This is a genomic window from Exiguobacterium sp. s64 (assembly GCF_018618035.1).
Taxonomy (GTDB): domain Bacteria; phylum Bacillota; class Bacilli; order Exiguobacteriales; family Exiguobacteriaceae; genus Exiguobacterium; species Exiguobacterium mexicanum_A.
The window spans coordinates 16716-34905 of the sequence record NZ_JACSLH010000006.1 but is presented as its reverse complement, the minus strand read 5'-3'; the positions used below and the strand labels follow the sequence as shown (position 1 = coordinate 34905).

Genomic DNA, 18190 nt, shown 5'->3' with positions numbered 1-18190 from the left:
CGGCGGGCATTGACAGGTTTTTTCAAAGAGACGTAAACTAACGAAGGGAGGGAAGTGCATGAAGAAGAGAGAGAAAGGTGCGTATTGGCGCATGGTTCGCCCGCATACGTTGACAGCGAGCTTCATACCGGTGCTGTTAGGGACGTTCATCGTCCTCGGGCAAGTCGAGTTGAAGTGGGGATTGTTATTAGCGATGCTCATCGCCTCGGTCTTGATTCAAATCGCGACGAATTTATTTAATGAATATTATGATTACAAGCGTGGACTCGACCACGAAGGTTCCATTGGAATCGGTGGCTCGATCGTACGTGATGGGTTCACACCCGGACAAGTGCTCGGGATCGCGCTCGGTATGTATGGGGTGGCGGCTGTGCTCGGGCTCTATATTGCGGCTTCAACGAGTTGGCATTTAATTTGGATCGGTGTGCTGTCGATGGTTGTCGGATTCCTGTACACGGGAGGTCCGCTCCCGATCGCCTACACGCCGTTCGGGGAAATCGTCGCTGGCCTATTCATGGGTTATGTCATCATCGGCATCTCGGGATATATCCAAATCGGGACGGTGACGACAGAACTGTTGCTCGTATCGTTTCCGATGGCGCTTTTGATTGGGGCGATCTTGCTCGCGAACAACATTCGTGATTTGGATAATGATAAAGTGAATGGGCGCAAAACAATCGCCTGTCTCGTCGGACATCGTCGTGCCGTTCTCGTCTTGGCCGGATTCTTTATCGCGGCATTGGTCGGCATCCTCGTCGCCGTATTTGGGTTTGGCGTGACGCCGTGGGTGCTGTTGTCATTGCTGACAATTCCAATCATGGTACGGGCAGTGAAGCGTTTTTGGGTCAAGCGTGAACCGGCTGAACTCATGCCGGCGATGGCGATGACCGCAAAAGTGAACACGTTGTTTGGCGCTTGGATGGTCATCGGGTTAATGGTCGCGCGGCTAATCGCGTGAATTAAGAGGAGGGAACCACATGTCAGTCGTTCAAGAAATGCTAGCGTTCAATGAAAAATTCGTAACAGAGAAACAATATGAGCAATTTGTCTCGGATAAGTTTCCCGATAAAAAAATCGTCATTTTAACGTGTATGGATACGCGTCTGACGGCGTTGTTGCCTCAAGCCCTCGGACTAAAAAACGGGGATGCCAAAATCATAAAAAATGCGGGAGCCGTATTGTCACATCCGTTCGGATCGGTTATGCGTTCGATCCTCGTCGCGTTGTATGCGCTCGGGGCCGAAGAGGTCATCGTCATCGGTCATTATGATTGCGGCATGGCGGCGATCGATCCGAATGCGGTCATCGCAGAAATGGAACGTCGCGGCATTGAACCGCAGACACTTCAAACACTCAAGTCGTCAGGGATGGATTTGGAGAAGTGGTTGCACGGGTTCGACTCGGTCGAAGCGAACGTCGTCAACTCGGTCAACCTCGTCAAAAACCACCCGCTCTTGCCGCCGGGCACGAACGTCCATGGGTTCGTCATCGACCCTGCGACCGGTCGTCTTGACGTCGTCGAAGCATAATGCAAAAGGCGGTCTCTTCTGGAGAGACCGCCTTTCTTTCGTTACCCGTATGTGTTGACGGGGATATCTTTATAGTCGTCTTCGTCCGAATCTTTTGATTTGGACTTTTTATTTTTCTTATAGTTTTTCTCGTACTCACGTTCGCTCGGCGTTTTGAAGAAACGTTGCCAAGTAGCGTTGATTTCTGAGCCGATCAAAATGATCATGCCGGTCAGCTGGAGCCAAAGCAACGTGACGATGATTCCTCCGAGTGAGCCGTACGTCGAATCGTAATTGCCGAAGTTCGAAACGTACAGGCTGAAGCCGAGGGAGACGAGCTGCCAGGCGATGACGCCAAAGATCGCACCTGGAATCGTGCTTTTCCAGAACACGTGTTGCTGCGGGGCGATTTTATAGAAAATTGACAGCGTGAAAATCAAGATGACGGTCGTCAACACGTAGCGGAACACGTTGATCAAGATGACATCGGCCCCCGAAATCGGGATGAAACGGGCCACGAAATCGATGATTTGCGAACCGAATACGTTCGAGACGATGAGCAGTAACATGCCAACGCCGAGTAATAACGTCAACCCGAGGGCGATGCCTTTGCTGACGAAGAAATTACGTTCGTTATCTTCCCCGTACGCGTGAATCGCCATATTGATCAAGCGTTCAACCCCTTTAGCCGCCGACCAAATGGCTAAAATCGCACCGATTGAGAGGAGTCCGCCGCGCGGTTCGCCGATGGCGTCGAAGATACCGGTCAAAAATTCAGTCGCGGCCGCCCCGGGCGCCAAGTTGTTCAACTGCTCTTGGAACGACGCCTGAGAAATGTCAAAGAACGACAGCAATGCGAGAATGAAGATGATACCCGGGAAAATCGATAAGAACCAAAAAAAAGCGAGTGTCGCGCCGTAATCTTGAACATCATGTTCTTTGAAGCGACGAAGCAACTCTTTCCCGAAGGCGAACCAATTCTTTTTTTCTTTTACTTCTGTAGTATCCATATATGTGCCTCCTGAACGTTATCGTTAGAAACGTTCTTTCCCGAAATGTCAGGAGGCTACACATGAAATCAGTCTTCGGCCAGCGTTTTATTGAAAAATCGCTCGGCTTCGTTCGACAGCAAGTCGGCGAGTGACGGTGGTCGTACCGGTAAATGGCTGAGCGCGCTTCGCTTTACCCACATCGGCGTATACGATCCGTTCGTTTGCTCTGCTTGAAATTCTTCACCTGTCCCGGTCCCGAACTCACCACCGGTCATCCGGGCCCAGTAGTATGGGTTCAACTCTCCATTGAAGGCGACATGTGCGGCTACGCCTTCAAGTTCGACGTGGACGCCGAGCTCTTCGAACGCTTCACGGACGGCCGTCTCTTCAGCCGTATGACCGAATTCGACACCACCGCCCGGAAATACATAATACAAAAGGTTTTCTTTCTCTCGGCGAATGAGCGCGACTTCGTCATGTTCATTCACGAGGATGATGGCACTGCGTAATTTCGTTCTGACCAATGGAATCGTTCCTTTCGATTTCGTATCGTGAACAAAACGCATCGACTCGCGGCCGATGCGTTTTGGTTAATCTGTTGCTGGTTGTTCAAGTGAGGCGTACATGTCAGGTGTCAGGCCGTTATCGTGCGAGGCGATGACTTTCCCAGCGACGCGCATCCCGAGTCGGAGCGCATCTTCAATCGGGTGACGTTTCATCAACTCAGAGATGACAGCGGAGAAGAATGAGTCACCCGCACCGGTCGAGTCGGCAACTTTCACTTTCGTCGTCGGGACGTGACCTTGTTCATTCGTGCGTAAGTCGACATAGACGGCGCCGAGCTCACTCATCGTGACGATTGTGAGCGGAGCTCCTTTCATCGCGAGCACTTCGGCGACGCGTAACGCATCGTCCACTGTGACGATGGACATATCAGACAAAATCTCCGCTTCTTCGCGGCTACAGATGAAGCCGGTGAAACCTTGGAGTAAATGACGGTTCCGTTCAATCACCGACAGATGACCGCACACGCCATACAGCGGAAGCTTCATTTCGCGGCACAGTTCAATGGTCTCGTTCAATACATTGACCGACAAGTCGAGGTCAATCGCGACCGCCTCACTTTCAGCGAACACCGTATCGATGCGACGGAGGATACATTCTTCCATCATCGCTTCGTCCGGTTGCTTCGAGATTGACGTTTGCAGGTCACCGTTGTTATCCATGACGGCAAGCCACATGCCCATCCCATTGTCATCGAGCAAATCGACGTGATCGACGTTGACGTTCAAACCGCGGAGTTCTTCGAGAACACCCATCCCGATTTGATCGTTCGTCACGGTCGACACGAAACGGACGTCATTCCCGAGAACACCTAAGTTTTGGGCGACGTTTCGGCCGGTCCCACCGTTCGAGAACGCGATGTCACCGACGTTCTTGGCATCTTTATGAAGCGGGGCGAACGAGGTTCCTTTAATATCGACAAACACCTTGCCAATTACTGCAATCGTATTCATATACTGTACCACCTTTAGCCAATCTTCCTATCAGTTCCGGTCTCATTAGACACATTGTTTCAATTATAGCGAAATTACTAACGGCTTTCAACGACGGTTTGAATGAGTGTCGAATTTTGTCATTCCCACGAGGTGCTGAGCAAACGAAGCCCGTTCAAGATGACGAGGATGGTCGATACTTCATGGCCGACGACCGCGAACGGCATGACGAGCAGTTCGAAGATGTTCGTCGCGATCAACACGAGGATGACACCTAGGGCAAACACGACGTTTTGGAGGACGACGCGATTCAATTTACGGGACTGTTTGATGGCCGAGCTCAACCGACGGAGGTCGTTTTTCATTAAGACGACGTCGGCCGTCTCGAGGGCGGCGTCTGTCCCTTCACCCATCGCGATCCCGACATCGGCTGTCGCGAGGGCAGGGGCGTCGTTGATGCCGTCGCCAATCATGCCGATGCTACCGTATTCTTGTTTTAATTGTTTAATCTGCTCGACCTTCTCTTCTGGGAGACATTCGGCGATGTAACGGGTCAACCCGGCCTCAGTGGCGATGGCGCGGGCTGTCGCCTCGTTATCGCCCGTGATCATGATCGTCGCGATACCGAGCTGGTTGAGTCGTTTGATCGCTTGTTTGGCTTCAGGGCGCAGTGTGTCCCGGAGCGCGAACGCTCCAATCGTCTTCGCTTCATCGCTGACGAACACGAGCGTATGGCCGGCAGCTTTTAAACGTTCGACATCGTCGCGGAAGAAATCTCCGCTCGGATCGGCGAATTTTTGTTTGCCGACCCGATAGGCGACACCATCGATCGTCGCTTCAATCCCGGACCCGGTCACGTCTTTGAAGTGTTCCATCGTTCCTGTGTAATTCCCTGTGAATTGGACGAGCGCTTCGGCGAGCGGGTGCATCGAATGTTCTTCAATCAAGCTGACGATGCGATAGACGTGCTCTTTCTCAACGGTTGGATGGATCAATGCCGATTGGACTTCTGGTTTACCGATTGTAAGCGTGCCTGTCTTATCGAAGGCGATCGCTTTCAAACGGCCCATATTCTCGATGTGAACGCCGCCTTTGAACAAAATCCCATGTTTGGCGGACGAAGCGATGGCGGCGAGTGCGGCCGGAGTGATGGCTGCGACGAGGGCGCACGGCGAAGCGACGACGAGTAAAATCATACCGCGGTAAATACTCGTCTCAAGCGACCACGGCGTCAATACCGGGCCGAGCAAGATGATTGCGGTGACGGAGGCAAGCACGACTTGAACGTAGCGTCCCTCGTACCGGTCGATGAACTGGGCGGACGGTGATTTTTCTTCTTGCGCTTGCTGTACCATTTGAATGATTTTTTGGAACAACGTTTCCGTGGCGAGCTTTGTTACTTCTAACGTCAAGACACCGTTCAAGTTAACGCTTGAGCCGTATACCTCGTCGCCGACGTTTCGGTCGACTGGAATCGATTCACCGGTGATGGCGGCTTCCTCGATTGAGGCACTGCCTTTCAAAATCCGACCGTCGACCGGGATGCGTTCGCCGGGTCTTACGTAGATGTGGTCTCCGACGCGAAGGTCGTCGATATGGACGACCTCGAGGCCGCCCGAAGCGTTCAATCGCGTCGCTTGTTCAGGTTGCAGTTCCATTAATGACTCAAGAGCGCGTTCGTTTTTGTTCATCGTGTACGTCTCGAGTGCACCGGACAAAGCGAAAATGAAGATGAGGATGGCACCTTCCATCCAATAGCCGATGGCCGCGGCGCCGATGGCCGCGATGATCATGAGCAGTTCGACGTTCAACGAACGGGTTTCCCACGTATCGGTTAGACCTTCTTTCGCTTTGGCATATCCGCCGATTAAAAAGGCGGTCAAATAGAGGGTGACGTAGAGCGCAGGAGCTCCGTCTTGTCTTTCCGCGATATATGCGAGTACAATCAATACACCGCTGATGAGCGCCATGATGAGCTCGATATGTTCCATCCAGCTGGCCCGTTTGAAGACGTGGCTTTTTTTCTGTGTGACGGTTGATGTGTTCATGTGAGCACCTCTTTCTAAATGAGAATATATATCAGTTAAATGATAATGATTGAGGATGATTATCATTATCTATTGTTGATATGATTGGATTTAATACTAATTTAAGCTCATAACCTTATTTATAATGATTATCATGTAAGTCTATTTTAGCACCAATCGTAATAACTCACAAACTAAAAGATTAAGGAGTTTTTGTGTCATGCAAAATGTATTTCAACGCCCTTGGACGGTCACGTTCCTCGCGCTATTCAACACGTTTTTATGGGGGAGCGCGTTCCCGTTCATCAAACTGAGCTACGAGGCGCTTGATATTCAAGAGCACGAGTACGGCCAGCAGTTGTTTTTTGCCGGCGAACGCTTTTTATTGTCCGGACTGCTCTTGCTCGTGATTAGCCGCCTCGTCTTCAAACGGCCGATTCGATTAAACGCGGAAAAGTTGAAGGCGTATGCACATTTAGGGGCATTTTTGACATTCTTACAATATTTGTTCTTTTATATCGGGCTTTCCATCTCGACCGGGGTGCAAGGTTCGATTATCGCGGGATCGACCTCATTCTTCCAAATGGCGCTTGCCCATTTCCGTTATGAGGATGATCGTCTCAACCGATTGAAGGGGATTGCCCTCACACTCGGGTTCTCTGGGATCGTCATCGCCAACTGGCCGACAGCGCACGCAGAGATAGGATTTGGGATTGGCGAGATCTTGCTCATTATGGCGATGATCTCAGGGGCGTTCGGGAACTTGATTGCGAAAGACTACTCACGCGCACATGATGTCGCCCCGATGACGGCTTGGGCGATGGTATTCGGCTCGCTTGGTCTTCTCGTCGTCGGCTATGTGCTCGCGCCAGGGGATGTGTTCCTTCCTTACACGGTCACGACGCTTTTTTTCTTGCTGTATCTCGCGCTCTTGTCTGCAATCGGGTTCACGTTATGGAACACACTCATGAAATATAATCCGGTCAGCCGGGTATCACTTTATATGTTTTTTGTTCCCTTATTCGGTGTCGTCTTATCGAGCGTTTTACTCGGTGAAACGATCCCGTGGAACGCGCTTGTCGGATTATTGTTCGTCATCGCGGGCATCTATCTCTCGACTTATTTCCAGGGGCGAGTCAACCGTTCGGCCCGTTGATCAAACAAAGCTGACGCACGGTTGACGGAATCTTGTTCCCATGGCAAAATATATTAAAAATTCTGAATTCTTTCGGTTGAAAATCGGTCTTCGTTGTAAAGACTTGCGTGCGAATCTGATAGAAGGGAGGATTGTGCCATGGCAAGAAATCCGATTGTCCGAAATATACTCATCTCGCGTCAACCACGGGACGAGTACGTCAAATACGTGATGAAGTGCGTAAGTCGCGGATTGAAGGAGCATCACGACCAAGTGGACGCGCGTGCAACGAGGCAAGGGGAGGACATCCAGACGAAGTGGCATATCAATGATCGCGTCATTGAAGTCACAATCAAGTCGGACGTGCTGGCCTCACTAGAGACAGAACCGTTCGCGCTCGATGAAGTGTTCATGCGCGCGTTCGAACGAAACGACGTTCGTCTCGGTCCAATCAAGGAATGAGTGATACGAAAAAGGGTGAGTCTCCGTTGAGACTCACCCTTTTATGCATCAATCGGCTTCGCTTTCGCTGTGAACAGACTCACAGCCAAGATGCCGAGAATAAGTGTGTACATCAAGAAATACACTTCTTTCGGTAACGCAATCCAAAACGCGCCAATCATCGGTCCGCTGATCGAACCGACGCTAAACGAGATGCTATAGAGCATATTGCCGGTCGGTAACAACGAACGTGGCAACACTTCTGTCATATGAGCCAAACCGAGAGAATACGTGGAGCCGAGACCGGCCCCGGCAAGAGCGAACAAGACGAGCAGCCAGGGGTAATGCTCGACGGCGAGGTTGGCGACGGCGAAGACGAGCGTTCCGAGCGTCAACACGATTTGCAGGATGCGTTTCTTCCCAAAGTGATCGGCGAGGCGACCGAGCGGTAACTGGACGATGATCGAGGCGACGATGAACGTCGTGATGAGCGTACTCGTCTGTGTCAGCCCGATGTCGTTGCGGACCGTGAAAATCGGTAAGTTGGCATTCAAGCTCGCCTCAAGGAACCCGTATGTAAAAGCAGGTAAGAGCGTATATCCGCCGCCGATGAGGACGAGGCGGATGCGCCCTTTCGAGTCGGTCTTCACTTTCTCAGCCTCAGGGTACTCGTTGTCGACCTTGAAGATCAAGAACAAGGATGCGAGACAGAAGACGATCAAGACGAGGAACGGCAGCCAAAAGTGGAGGTCGACGAGCGGGGCGATGAGCGGGCCGACCGCGAATCCGAGGCTGAACGCCATCCCGTAATACGCCATCGCCCGGCCAAGACTTCGCTTCTCGCTCGCAGACGTGACCCACACTTGGGATCCGTAATGGAGCGCCGAATCCCCGAACCCGATGACGAAACGCATGAGTGCCCACATGAGCAGTGACGGCCAGAGCGGCAAAAAGAACGTGGCAAGCGCCGTCAAGACGATGCCGAGGACGATGGTCGGCCGAAACCCGTACTTGCGGACGAACCGTTCGAGTAGCGGCGCAGAGACGATGACGCCTAAGTAGAGCATCGTCGCATTCAACCCGTTCAACCAGGCCGGGTTGCCGTCCCGTTCGATGAGCGTCGACAAGAGCGGGATGAGCGCGCCTTGAATCAAACCAGAAATAAAGACGACGAGTAATAAAATCGAAAACCGAAATCGTTGCATAATTCACCTCATACTCAAATAGTAAAAAGCTGAGAAGGGTCTCAGCTTTTTGGTTCGTCAATTGGTTGAGGTACATGATTCAAGTGTAAGAGTTCATCATCCCAACTGCCTTGACTGAATACTTCATCACGGTCTACTTTGTCTGAAACGAATGCGGCTGTCAATAAGATGCTGAGCACACCACCGAAAATGATGATGGCCATGACGGTGATCATGAATACATAGATGGCTGTCATCTTTAAACACCTCGATTCAGGTTATATACTGAACATTTCCCGAAACAAAACAATTAAAACGGCTCGGCGACACGTTCTTGAAAGTTCACGTCCGGGTAATACGCTTGCTTGACGAGCGCGTTCGGTCCGAGACACTTGACGGCGGGGCAGTGGCATGACAGTGTGGCGTTCAGACTGCTGTTCGTCCACGCTTCATACGCGTCTTGGAACGAGGTATCATACAGTGTGCCGAGCGTGCCGAGCTCGTCTCCGAAGTCGGTGACGATAATCTGGCCATCGAAGATATTCGTGTTGAGGCGTGAGCGGCCATCTGGGTCGTTCCGAACGGTTACGTTCTTCGCCTCGTGGAGTCGTCTCAACAAGGCGCGGTCCTCTGGTGCGTCGGAGCAGGCATAAAACGGCAACGTCCCGAATAACATCCAGACGTTCTCGTTCCGGACATCGAGCAGGTCATGAATCGCCTGACGGGTGTCGGCAAGCGATGCCGACTCGAGCGCGCTAGCAAAGTCTGCGGGGTACATCGGGTGAACTTCGTGACGCTGACAGCCGAGTGCGACGATCTCTTCATGGATTTCTTTCAAGTGCGGGATCGTCCGTTTGTTGATCATCGTCTCGGCGGATACGATGATGCCTTCGGAGGTGAGCGCCCGGGCATTGTCTTTCATCGTCTGAAGCATCTTCAACCGTGCCTCGGCACTCGGTTTGCGATCCATCATCGCGAAACCGCCCTCTAAGAAGTCGGCGTCCGTCCCCCAGTTATGCGAAATGTGCAAAACGTCGAGGTAAGGGGTAATAAGATGGTAGCGAGAGAGCGGGAGCGTCAAGTTCGAGTTGATTTGGGTCCTTGCCCCGCGCTCTTTGGCGTAACGCAACAGCGGGACGACGTAGTTGCGCACCGATTTCATCGATAGCATCGGTTCGCCGCCCGTGATTGAGAACGCGCGTAAATGCTCGATCTCATCAAGGCGCGAAATCAATAAGTCGAGCGGTACTTCAGGCTCTTCCGTCTGGTCGAGCATATAGCCGACCGCGCAATGTTCGCAGCGCATGTTGCATAGCTTGGTCGTCGTCACTTCGACGTTCGAAAGGACGAGGCGACCGAACTCGGTTTGATCGAGGTAGGCTTCCCACGGATCAAACGTTGTCGAGATGTTTTGCATATCAATTCCACCTTTTCATCAAGTCACACGAAATAGTATGCTATAATAACAACTCTTTGTCACGAACCAAAGGAGCGATCACGAGATGGGTAAATCACGAACAGATACGGCAGGAAAAATGAACGTGTTAAAATCGAGAACGGAATTACTGTGCTTATCAGTCAATACGTTGGACGAATTCACGACGCCAGAGGATTTGCATCGATTGTTAGCTGATATTGATTCCTTACGTGCGAAAGTCGTACGTTACGCCAAAGATTTAGAACAAGTATCTCGAAAGGATGAAACACATTGAAACTGATCGTAGGAGAATACACTAGCGCCCAAGCCGAGCGGCTAGGCATTAACGGAGAGGGCATCGCGACGATTGATCGCATGGTCATCTTCATTCCGAACTTATTACCAGGCGAGAAGGCGAAAGTCGAAATTACGCGCGTCGAGCGGAACTACGCCGAGGCGCGCGTCATCAAGCGCGATAATGATTCACCGGACCGGGTCAAACCGCCGTGTCCGATTTATGACGAGTGTGGCGGTTGCCAGATTCAACATATGAGTCCGCGCCTGCAGATGGACTATAAAGAAGAAATCGTCCGCAACGCCTTCCGTCAAAAGACGAAATTGAACGTCGACAAGTCGGATATCCGTGCGACGAAAGGGATGGACAACCCTTGGTATTACCGCAACAAGTCACAATTCCCGCTCTCGACGCGCCGCGGCGAGATCGTGTCGGGTCTCTACAAACCGAACACGAATGAGCTCGTGCCAATCGAACACTGCATGGTACAGCAGCGCGACACGACGAACATTAACAACGCCATCGTCCGTATTTTGAACGAGCTCGACATCCCGGTATACGATGCGCGCCGTGACGTCGGTTTCGCCCGTACCGTCATCGTCCGCTCGGGCTATAAGACGGATGACGTTCAAGTCGTGCTCGTCGTCGGGAACGAGGATGTCCCGCGTTTGGACGAACTGAGTGACCGCATCATGGCGTTGCCGAACGTCGTGTCGTTCCACATTAATATCAACTCGAACCGTTCGGGCGTCATCTTCGGTTACCGCACGGTCCATATCGCCGGTCAAGACAAGATGGACGAGCAACTCGATGACGTCCATTACCACTTGTCACCGCGCGCGTTCTTCCAGCTCAACCCGGCTCAGACAGAAATCATGTATCGTGAAGTCGTCGAGGCGGCTAAACTCACGGGCGAAGAGCGCGTCATCGATGCGTACGCCGGTGTCGGTTCGATCGGGCTATGGCTCGCGCCGCACGCAAAAGAGATCCGTGGGATGGAAGTCGTCCCAGAAGCGGTCGAAGATGCGAACGCGCACATGCGTGAGAACGGCTTCAGCCATGCGACTTATGTCGAAGGCCGGGCCGAACATTGGATTCCGCGCTGGGTGAAAGACGGATGGATTCCAGACGTCATCGTCGTCGACCCGCCGCGCACAGGGGTCGATCATCAACTGTTGAATGCGATGATTTCATCGAAAGCGAAACGCATCGTCTACGTGTCGTGTAACCCGCAGACGCTCGCGCGTGACGCGGATCAACTCATGAAAGCCGACTATAAAATTAACTATATCCAGCCGTATGATATGTTCCCGCAGACGGCGCATGTCGAGTCAATTGTCGTCTTCGAGAAGAAGAAAAAGAAAAAGTATTGACGGGGTTGTGAAAACGCTTGCAAGAATGGCGTTTTCACGTTATAGTTCAGATGTCAGACTTCTTTGATAAACGTTAAGAAGCGGAGGAACATCAGATGATCCCACAAGAAAAAGTGAACGATCTCGTCCATAAAGCGATTGATGCACGGTCGCGTGCCTATACACCGTATTCGAAGTTCAACGTCGGGGCCGTCGTCATCGACGAGACCGGCAAAGAAATCTCAGGTTGCAACGTCGAGAACGCTTCGTACGGCTTGTCGATGTGTGCAGAACGGACTGCCATCTTCAAAGCGGTATCGGAAGGCAGCAAGGTAATCGAGACCGTCGTCGTCGTCGGCGACACGGACGGGCCAATCTCGCCATGCGGCGCTTGCCGTCAAGTCATCGCCGAGTTTGCCAGTGACGACTTTACATTGATTCTCGCGAACATGGCGGGAGAGACGAAAGTGATGACAAAAGAAGAGATGCTACCATACGGCTTCTCTCCAAAAGATTTAACGTAACATAAAGATGCGGACGCACTCGTCCGCATCTTTATTTGTTGCCGTCATATTTCTTCTCGCTGACCGAATCGTCCTTCGAGTGGCGTTTCTGTTTCTCATCTTTCACTTTTTCGTTCAATTCTTCCACGGGAATCGGGTCAACGGTCTCCATGCCTTCCTGGTCGAAAATGCTCTCCTTGTCGGTATCGACGGCATCCGGATTATCAAACGGTCGCTTGGACGTATCTTTTGACTGTTTCATCTTCATCGCCTCCTTGTCTTGACTGTTATTCCACTTCCTGAATGGGTGTAAACGCTTTAGAAGATGGGTTTCGATTTCGCAGAACAGTGGAATTATCCGTACATAGTGACTAAGGAGGGGTATTCGGATGGATAAGAAAGTATTGATGGGAATCGTACTCGGGGTAGCTGGGGCCGCGCTCGTCGCACCAAAAGTGGCGGCACTCTTGACTCAGGACCGAGATGACGATACATGGAGCAAGATGGACAAGATGGAAAGTGTCGATTCGGATAAGGATGAGGCGGAGGAAGGCCTCACTCAACTCGATTCGAACTATCGGGCCGAGTGGCAAGCGAATGGTTATCCACAGACGCACGCCGAGCGGGAACGTCTCATGAATGAATCAGATGACGCCTATAAAGGCAAAGACATATAAAAAAGACAGCCGCGGCTGTCTTTTTTATATGTCTTTGTCCGGCAAGAGCGGCAATGTGAGCGTGACGGTCGTTCCGTTGCCAACTTCTGAAGTGAAGTGCATCGAGCCGCCGTGGCGTTCCATGATGTGTTTGGCGATGGCGAGGCCGAGCCCGGTCCCGCCATCTTCGCGTGTGCGTGACTTATTGACACGGTAAAATCGCTTCGTCAATTGATCGAGATCCTCTTTCGGGATCCCCCGACCTTCGTCCCGAATCTCGGTGACGGCATTGTCGGCGGTCGCATATGTCTTCACATGGATCGATTTCCCGGCTTCGGTGTAGCGAAGGGCGTTATCGAGCAAGTTTCCAACGACTTGCTCGAGCCGGTCGTGGTCCCCAAGAATAATCAAGTCGAAATCGAGGTCCGTCTCGATTGTGACGCCTTTCGCCCCGGCAATCGGCTCGAAACGGTACAACACATCTTCGAGCACTTGCGAATAGACGACCGGTTCTTTCGTCATCGGATATGAGTCGCGTTCGAGTTGGGCCAAGTCGAGCAAGTCGTTGACGAGCCGTTGCAAGCGCTCTGTCTCATTCTCGATGATTTCGTAATATTGGTTTTTCGTTTTCTCGTCGAGCGACGGGTCTTGGAGCATTTCCGTATAGCCCCGAATATATGACAACGGTGTCCGCAATTCATGACTGACGTTCGCCAAAAATTCTTTCCGTTGCTCTTCGACGAGACCGAGTGACTCGGCCATCCGGTTCAGCGTCTCGGCGAGCTCGCCAATTTCATCATCGTAATAAATTGGGATACGGTGCGAGAAGTCGCCTTTGGCATATACTTGCGAGGCTCGCTTCATTTGTATGAGTGGCTGAATGATCGTATCGATAATTTGCGTCCCGAAGATGAGCAAGTTCACGATCATCAAGATGAGCAAGAACGTGATCATAAGCCGAATCGGTTGGAACGGCTCACTGATTTTACTTAACTCCATATATAGGATGAGCGCATTATCGAGCTCGCCGTCCCGGATGAGCGGGAAGGCGGACATCAGGATATCCACATCCTCGGTCGGGTGTTTACGGGTGACGGAGATCGCGTAGCCGTCTTGCAGTTTGGCGAGGTCTTGTTCCCGTAAAAACGTCTTGCCTGAGCCGAGACTGTCTTCCCTGACCGACGAGAGGAACACTTTCGTCTCGGTCAGTTCGTTCGTGTACGTCATACTGTCCGAAAACGCGTCAGAGAAGCCGTCCGCCTTGTAGATGGTGACGAGCTTCTCTCCGCGGTTGATGAGCAGTTCTTCCTGCGTCTGAATATAGAACTTGTCGTATAAGTAAAACGTCATGATGATGAACACGAACGCGGAGAAGAGGCTAGCGGTCCAGATGGTGATCCAAATCCGCTTCCGGATCGTGTATTGCTTCATACGGTCGCCTCGAACTTGTAGCCGATCCCCCAGACGGTTTGAATGTAGCCACCTGCTTCACCGAGCTTGAGGCGAAGCGTCTTGATATGCGTGTCGACCGTCCGAAGGTTACCGTGGTACTCGGTGCCCCAAATTTGATCGAGCAACTGTTCACGTGAGAATACTTTCTCTTCATTCGTGATGAACAAGTAGAGCAAATCGAACTCTTTGCGGGTCAAGTTGACCGTTTTGCCTTTCACGCTGACCGCACGGCCATCGATATCGATGGACAAGACTCCGGTATCGAACGTCGCTTCTTGTTCTTTCGAGAAGTTATGCGTCCGACGAAGCGTTGCTTCGATGCGGGCAAGCAGCTCGCGCGGACTGAACGGCTTCGTGATATAGTCATCCGCGCCGATCTTCAAGCCATGGATGCGATCGAGTTCTTCTGACCGGGCCGTGAGCATGATAATCGGGACGTTCGAGAACTCGCGGATGCGCATGCACGCCGTGAGGCCGTCGAGTTCAGGCATCATCACGTCGAGCAGGACGAGGTGGAACGACTGTTCTTTCAATAAGTCGATTGCCTCGAGGCCGTTCGTGGCTGTGACGGTCTCATATCCTTCCTTCTCTAAATTCGAAACGAGTAAATCCCGCATTTGTTCTTCATCATCGGTCACTAAGATGCGAAACGTTGGTTCTGACATTGGGCATTCTCCTTTACAAAACGGTTAACGAGGCTGTGTGATAATTCCCTCATACCTCTATCATACCTATCTCTCCGAATTAGAACAGAAATATTCATTGCCGTAAAGTTGTCCTCATGAAATCCACACAAAAATGCCACAAAAAAGCCAATTCTTTGTCAGAATTGGCTTACGCTTCGAGCTGTGCTTCATAGGTATGGTCGAATTCAGGCGCATGGAGTGAGTGCAAGTAGAGTTGGAAACTCGACTTCGACACTTCATACAAGACATATTCGACGTCCCCTTGGTTGATTTCAGTCAATAGTTCAGACCGGATCTCGTTAGCGCAGAAAGCGTACGGTAGTTTCTCAGCCGCCGCGATCGAACGCTCATTCGATTGACGGATTTTTAAAAATACACTTTCTATGTCAAGCTCGAAGAAAAGTTCAGAGAAGAACGCTTCTTTCGCGACTTGATTGTAACCTTTGCCGTGATACGGTTTGCCAAGCCACGTCCCGAGGAATCCATAGCCCGATTCCACGTCGAACAAGCTGATTGTCCCAATCGGGGTACCAAACTCGTTCGTGATGGTACGTGAGATGATGTTTCCTTGCTCTTCTAGCTCGATGATTTGCTTCGTGCTAAATAAAAACTCGTCAAAGTGGACCGTCTTTTGACGGACATACGGAAAGACATCTGGGTGTTGCATCAGTTCGAACAACTCCGCGCAGTCGGTAAGCTCACGAAATTTGAGCACCTTTACATTCCTCCTCCTATTTCAGACCGCTGAAGAATAGTTGTAACGAAAGCATACTTCTGGCTTCGTTGTTCGAACTTGCCTTGGCTGCTCCCTTTTATGAAGTTACAAGATTATTTTATATAGTTTTTTTGAAAAAGCAAGTAAATAAAATGCAACTTCACAAAAAAATAATAAGAGCGCTTTCACGACTGGCCTCACTCACATCTCATGATGTGTTTTCGATCGGTTCGTCGAGTAAACGATGTGGCCATCGACGATGGTCATAATCGGCTTTGACATGTAGTCGAGCGGGAAGTGACTCCAAAGGACAAGGTCGGCATCTTTGCCGATTTCGAGCGAGCCGATGCGGTCGTCTACTCCGAGCGATTCAGCCGGATGAATCGTGATGGCGCGGAGCGCGACGTCGACGGGAAGTCCTTCGCGGGCAGCAAGACCGGCGCACAAATTCAAATATTGAACCGGCGTATAAGGATGGTCCGTCGTGATGGAGACGATCATATCGTGCTCATGTAAGATTCGGTACGTCTCCCACGTCTTGTTTTGGAGCTCGATTTTCGACTTCCGTGTGAACGTTGGTCCGACGGTGACATGTTTGACACCGAGTTCGCGCAACTTTTCGGCGACGAGATGTCCTTCCGTACAGTGCTCGATCCGATAATCGAGGTCAAACTCTTGTGCGAAGCGGACAACCGATAAAATATCGTCGGCGCGGTGGGCGTGGACACGAATCGGCATCTTGCGATCGAGCGCCAGTTGAATCATCTGGCTACCGAACGTGCCGATCGTCTTTGTCGAATCAACGGTCCGGAACGCTTCACGTAACAAGCCCATGATTCCCATGCGGGTCAACTCGCCGGATTTCCCCATGCTGTGGACGCGCTTCGGGTTCTCGCCGAGCGCGAGTTTCAGGCCGGCATAGCGGCGGAGCACCATGTCCTCGATGAAGCGGCCATGGGTTTTGATGACACTCGTCACGCCGCCGATGACGTTCATACTGCCAGGCATGACTTGGACGGCCGTCACCCCGGCCATGAGCGCTTCCCGGAAGCCCTCATCGAGCGGATAGACGCCATCGATGGCCCGTGCGTGCGGCGTCATCGCCTCGACGGTCTCGTTCGCATCGTTCCCGACTGAACCCGTCCCTTCGTCATACAGTCCGAGATGGGTGTGGGCATCGATGAAGCCGGGGAACAAGAAGTTGCCTTCGGCTTCGATGACCGTCTCTCCGTCGAGCGGGTCCAACAAGTCCGCCATTTCAATGATTTTGCCGTCCTTGACGCGCAAATCTCCGTAAAAGTGTGGGGCAGTGATTGGATAAATGTGGGCGTTACGAATTAACAAATTACTCACGTGCTAGCTCCTTTCAAATCAAATGAAGTAGTTGTTTCAAAGCGGGCTCTAACGTTTCGTAACGGAAGCGGAAACCGTGATTGAGTGCTTTCGTCGGGACGACTTTCGCCCCTTCAAGGACGATGACACTCTTCTCTCCGAGCGCGAGCTTGAGGAGCGGTGCTGGGGCAGGTGCCCAATGCGGGCGATGCATCACGCGTCCGAGCGTTTTTCCAAACTCATTCATCGTGACGGGCGTCGGTGCCGTGCCGTTGACGGGGCCTTCGATGGAAGTCGTCTCGATGATATGGACAAACAGGCGAACGAGGTCGTCCAAATGAATCCACGGTACCCATTGCTGTCCTGAGCCGAGCCGTCCTCCGACACCGAGCGTGTACGGCAGTTTCATGAGCGGGAAGGCACCGCCGTCATTCGATAAGACGACACCGGTCCGCATCGTGACGAGGCGAATTCCCATGTCTTTGATCGGGGCAGCCTCTTTCTCCCACAACACGCAGACGTTGCCTAAAAAGTTGGTCCGGTCGGGGAGCGGTGTCGCTTCCGAATACGTGATGGATCGATCTTCACCGTATATCCCGATGGCGGACCCGCTGATGACGACGCTCGGCTTGCGTTTCATATTTTTAATGATGCGGACGACTTCTTTCGTCCCGTCGATTCGGCTTTGAAGAATGGCTTGTTTCTGTTTATGTGTCCAGCGTCCATCGTTGATGGAGGCGCCAGCCAAATGGATGAAGGCGTCGACGTCTTGCAACTCGAACTCAGGATGGCTGTCAGGCGTTAACCATTCAACGAACGAGATCCCTCCTTGTCGCGGGCGCGGGCGGCGCGTCAATACGACGACTTGATGTCCGGCCTCGGCGAGCGCGCGGACGAGCGGGCGACCGATTAGTCCGGTTCCGCCGGTGATTGCAATTTTCATAAGTCTCCCTCCAGTATATTGAAGCGATTTCAAAACGGGTATGGGTTCCATAAAGA

At 51.9% G+C, this 18190-nt stretch carries 21 protein-coding genes; 8 read left to right on the top strand and 13 right to left on the bottom strand.

Features of this window, described 5'->3' with window-relative positions; genetic code table 11:
* Positions 1-58 precede the first annotated feature (58 nt).
* Entirely contained in the window at positions 59-958 is a 900-nt protein-coding gene (locus KNP64_RS10020; RefSeq protein ID WP_214793246.1) for a 1,4-dihydroxy-2-naphthoate polyprenyltransferase, read from the top strand.
* Between the two features lie 19 nt (positions 959-977).
* Positions 978-1529 (top strand): beta-class carbonic anhydrase, encoded by a 552-nt coding sequence (locus KNP64_RS10015; RefSeq protein WP_034781037.1) that lies wholly within the window; start codon positions 978-980, stop codon positions 1527-1529.
* A gap of 41 nt (positions 1530-1570) precedes the next feature.
* Here KNP64_RS10015 and KNP64_RS10010 read toward each other — a convergent pair whose 3' ends face one another.
* The 4 genes from KNP64_RS10010 to KNP64_RS09995 all read right to left on the bottom strand — a co-directional run bounded on the left by KNP64_RS10010 (position 1571) and on the right by KNP64_RS09995 (position 6044).
* Entirely contained in the window at positions 1571-2518 is a 948-nt protein-coding gene (locus tag KNP64_RS10010; RefSeq protein ID WP_138859927.1) for a YihY/virulence factor BrkB family protein, read from the bottom strand.
* A gap of 68 nt (positions 2519-2586) precedes the next feature.
* Positions 2587-3024: an NUDIX domain-containing protein gene (locus KNP64_RS10005; protein WP_034781346.1), complete on the bottom strand. Its 438-nt coding sequence runs from the start codon at positions 3022-3024 to the stop codon at positions 2587-2589.
* Positions 3025-3090: 66 nt separating this feature from the next.
* Entirely contained in the window at positions 3091-4017 is a 927-nt protein-coding gene (locus KNP64_RS10000) for a carbohydrate kinase family protein (RefSeq protein ID WP_034781033.1), read from the bottom strand.
* Positions 4018-4136: 119 nt separating this feature from the next.
* Positions 4137-6044, bottom strand: coding sequence for a heavy metal translocating P-type ATPase (locus tag KNP64_RS09995; RefSeq protein ID WP_214793249.1), 1908 nt, complete (start codon positions 6042-6044; stop codon positions 4137-4139).
* Positions 6045-6243: 199 nt separating this feature from the next.
* Between KNP64_RS09995 and KNP64_RS09990 the strand changes: the two genes are divergently transcribed.
* Together KNP64_RS09990 and KNP64_RS09985 are read left to right on the top strand one after the other, a co-directional pair.
* Positions 6244-7179 (top strand): DMT family transporter, encoded by a 936-nt coding sequence (locus KNP64_RS09990; RefSeq protein ID WP_034781029.1) that lies wholly within the window; start codon positions 6244-6246, stop codon positions 7177-7179.
* Between the two features lie 138 nt (positions 7180-7317).
* Positions 7318-7620, top strand: coding sequence for a hypothetical protein (locus KNP64_RS09985; RefSeq protein WP_128123764.1), 303 nt, complete (start codon positions 7318-7320; stop codon positions 7618-7620).
* A gap of 41 nt (positions 7621-7661) precedes the next feature.
* Here KNP64_RS09985 and KNP64_RS09980 read toward each other — a convergent pair whose 3' ends face one another.
* From KNP64_RS09980 to yfkAB, 3 genes are read right to left on the bottom strand one after another with little or no spacing between them, the layout of a single operon-like run.
* On the bottom strand, positions 7662-8804 hold the full coding sequence (locus KNP64_RS09980; protein ID WP_214793252.1) for an MFS transporter: 1143 nt from the start codon (positions 8802-8804) through the stop codon (positions 7662-7664).
* A gap of 41 nt (positions 8805-8845) precedes the next feature.
* On the bottom strand, positions 8846-9040 hold the full coding sequence (locus KNP64_RS09975) for a hypothetical protein (RefSeq protein ID WP_021067771.1): 195 nt from the start codon (positions 9038-9040) through the stop codon (positions 8846-8848).
* 53 nt (positions 9041-9093) lie between these two features.
* Positions 9094-10200, bottom strand: a complete 1107-nt coding sequence (yfkAB, locus tag KNP64_RS09970) for a radical SAM/CxCxxxxC motif protein YfkAB (RefSeq protein WP_214793255.1) — start codon at positions 10198-10200, stop codon at positions 9094-9096.
* 85 nt (positions 10201-10285) lie between these two features.
* Between yfkAB and KNP64_RS09965 the strand changes: the two genes are divergently transcribed.
* From KNP64_RS09965 to cdd, 3 genes are all read left to right on the top strand, one after another.
* A complete protein-coding gene (locus KNP64_RS09965; protein ID WP_016510454.1) occupies positions 10286-10495 on the top strand; it encodes a hypothetical protein in 210 nt (69 codons plus the stop codon).
* Positions 10492-11868, top strand: a complete 1377-nt coding sequence (gene rlmD, locus KNP64_RS09960; RefSeq protein ID WP_214793258.1) for a 23S rRNA (uracil(1939)-C(5))-methyltransferase RlmD — start codon at positions 10492-10494, stop codon at positions 11866-11868. The genes KNP64_RS09965 and rlmD overlap by 4 nt, the downstream gene beginning before the upstream one ends.
* A 95-nt stretch (positions 11869-11963) precedes the next feature.
* Positions 11964-12371, top strand: a complete 408-nt coding sequence (gene cdd, locus KNP64_RS09955; RefSeq protein WP_214793261.1) for a cytidine deaminase — start codon at positions 11964-11966, stop codon at positions 12369-12371.
* Positions 12372-12402: 31 nt separating this feature from the next.
* Here cdd and KNP64_RS09950 read toward each other — a convergent pair whose 3' ends face one another.
* Entirely contained in the window at positions 12403-12612 is a 210-nt protein-coding gene (locus KNP64_RS09950; protein ID WP_214793264.1) for a hypothetical protein, read from the bottom strand.
* Between the two features lie 127 nt (positions 12613-12739).
* Between KNP64_RS09950 and KNP64_RS09945 the strand changes: the two genes are divergently transcribed.
* Positions 12740-13027: a hypothetical protein gene (locus KNP64_RS09945; protein ID WP_034781013.1), complete on the top strand. Its 288-nt coding sequence runs from the start codon at positions 12740-12742 to the stop codon at positions 13025-13027.
* A 24-nt stretch (positions 13028-13051) separates the two neighbouring features.
* On the opposite strand, the gene KNP64_RS09940 is transcribed toward KNP64_RS09945, so the two are convergent.
* From KNP64_RS09940 to KNP64_RS09920, 5 genes are all read right to left on the bottom strand, one after another.
* Entirely contained in the window at positions 13052-14437 is a 1386-nt protein-coding gene (locus tag KNP64_RS09940; protein ID WP_128123765.1) for a sensor histidine kinase, read from the bottom strand.
* Positions 14434-15123 (bottom strand): response regulator transcription factor, encoded by a 690-nt coding sequence (locus KNP64_RS09935; protein WP_021067764.1) that lies wholly within the window; start codon positions 15121-15123, stop codon positions 14434-14436. Before KNP64_RS09935 ends, KNP64_RS09940 begins: the two co-directional genes overlap by 4 nt.
* Before the next feature lie 169 nt (positions 15124-15292).
* The gene (locus KNP64_RS09930; protein WP_021067763.1) at positions 15293-15859 is read right to left on the bottom strand and encodes a GNAT family N-acetyltransferase; all 567 of its coding nucleotides are present in this window, start codon (positions 15857-15859) and stop codon (positions 15293-15295) included.
* Positions 15860-16060: 201 nt separating this feature from the next.
* Entirely contained in the window at positions 16061-17212 is a 1152-nt protein-coding gene (locus tag KNP64_RS09925; RefSeq protein WP_214793267.1) for an amidohydrolase, read from the bottom strand.
* Between the two features lie 13 nt (positions 17213-17225).
* On the bottom strand, positions 17226-18134 hold the full coding sequence (locus KNP64_RS09920; protein ID WP_214793268.1) for a TIGR01777 family oxidoreductase: 909 nt from the start codon (positions 18132-18134) through the stop codon (positions 17226-17228).
* Positions 18135-18190 lie beyond the last annotated feature (56 nt).

What these genes read in the sequence shown, in the direction of transcription:
- KNP64_RS09965 (WP_016510454.1), top strand. Translation starts at nt 10,286, where the DNA reads ATGGGTAAATCACGAACAGATACGGCAGGAAAAATGAACGTGTTAAAA.
- KNP64_RS09980 (WP_214793252.1), bottom strand. Translation starts at nt 8,804, where the DNA reads ATGCAACGATTTCGGTTTTCGATTTTATTACTCGTCGTCTTTATTTCT.
- KNP64_RS09990 (WP_034781029.1), top strand. Translation starts at nt 6,244, where the DNA reads ATGCAAAATGTATTTCAACGCCCTTGGACGGTCACGTTCCTCGCGCTA.
- cdd (WP_214793261.1), top strand. Translation starts at nt 11,964, where the DNA reads ATGATCCCACAAGAAAAAGTGAACGATCTCGTCCATAAAGCGATTGAT.
- KNP64_RS09940 (WP_128123765.1), bottom strand. Translation starts at nt 14,437, where the DNA reads ATGAAGCAATACACGATCCGGAAGCGGATTTGGATCACCATCTGGACC.
- yfkAB (WP_214793255.1), bottom strand. Translation starts at nt 10,200, where the DNA reads ATGCAAAACATCTCGACAACGTTTGATCCGTGGGAAGCCTACCTCGAT.
- KNP64_RS09920 (WP_214793268.1), bottom strand. Translation starts at nt 18,134, where the DNA reads ATGAAAATTGCAATCACCGGCGGAACCGGACTAATCGGTCGCCCGCTC.
- KNP64_RS09995 (WP_214793249.1), bottom strand. Translation starts at nt 6,044, where the DNA reads ATGAACACATCAACCGTCACACAGAAAAAAAGCCACGTCTTCAAACGG.
- KNP64_RS10010 (WP_138859927.1), bottom strand. Translation starts at nt 2,518, where the DNA reads ATGGATACTACAGAAGTAAAAGAAAAAAAGAATTGGTTCGCCTTCGGG.
- KNP64_RS10000 (WP_034781033.1), bottom strand. Translation starts at nt 4,017, where the DNA reads ATGAATACGATTGCAGTAATTGGCAAGGTGTTTGTCGATATTAAAGGA.
- KNP64_RS09985 (WP_128123764.1), top strand. Translation starts at nt 7,318, where the DNA reads ATGGCAAGAAATCCGATTGTCCGAAATATACTCATCTCGCGTCAACCA.
- KNP64_RS09975 (WP_021067771.1), bottom strand. Translation starts at nt 9,040, where the DNA reads ATGACAGCCATCTATGTATTCATGATCACCGTCATGGCCATCATCATT.
- KNP64_RS10015 (WP_034781037.1), top strand. Translation starts at nt 978, where the DNA reads ATGTCAGTCGTTCAAGAAATGCTAGCGTTCAATGAAAAATTCGTAACA.
- KNP64_RS09935 (WP_021067764.1), bottom strand. Translation starts at nt 15,123, where the DNA reads ATGTCAGAACCAACGTTTCGCATCTTAGTGACCGATGATGAAGAACAA.
- KNP64_RS09945 (WP_034781013.1), top strand. Translation starts at nt 12,740, where the DNA reads ATGGATAAGAAAGTATTGATGGGAATCGTACTCGGGGTAGCTGGGGCC.
- KNP64_RS09950 (WP_214793264.1), bottom strand. Translation starts at nt 12,612, where the DNA reads ATGAAACAGTCAAAAGATACGTCCAAGCGACCGTTTGATAATCCGGAT.
- KNP64_RS10020 (WP_214793246.1), top strand. Translation starts at nt 59, where the DNA reads ATGAAGAAGAGAGAGAAAGGTGCGTATTGGCGCATGGTTCGCCCGCAT.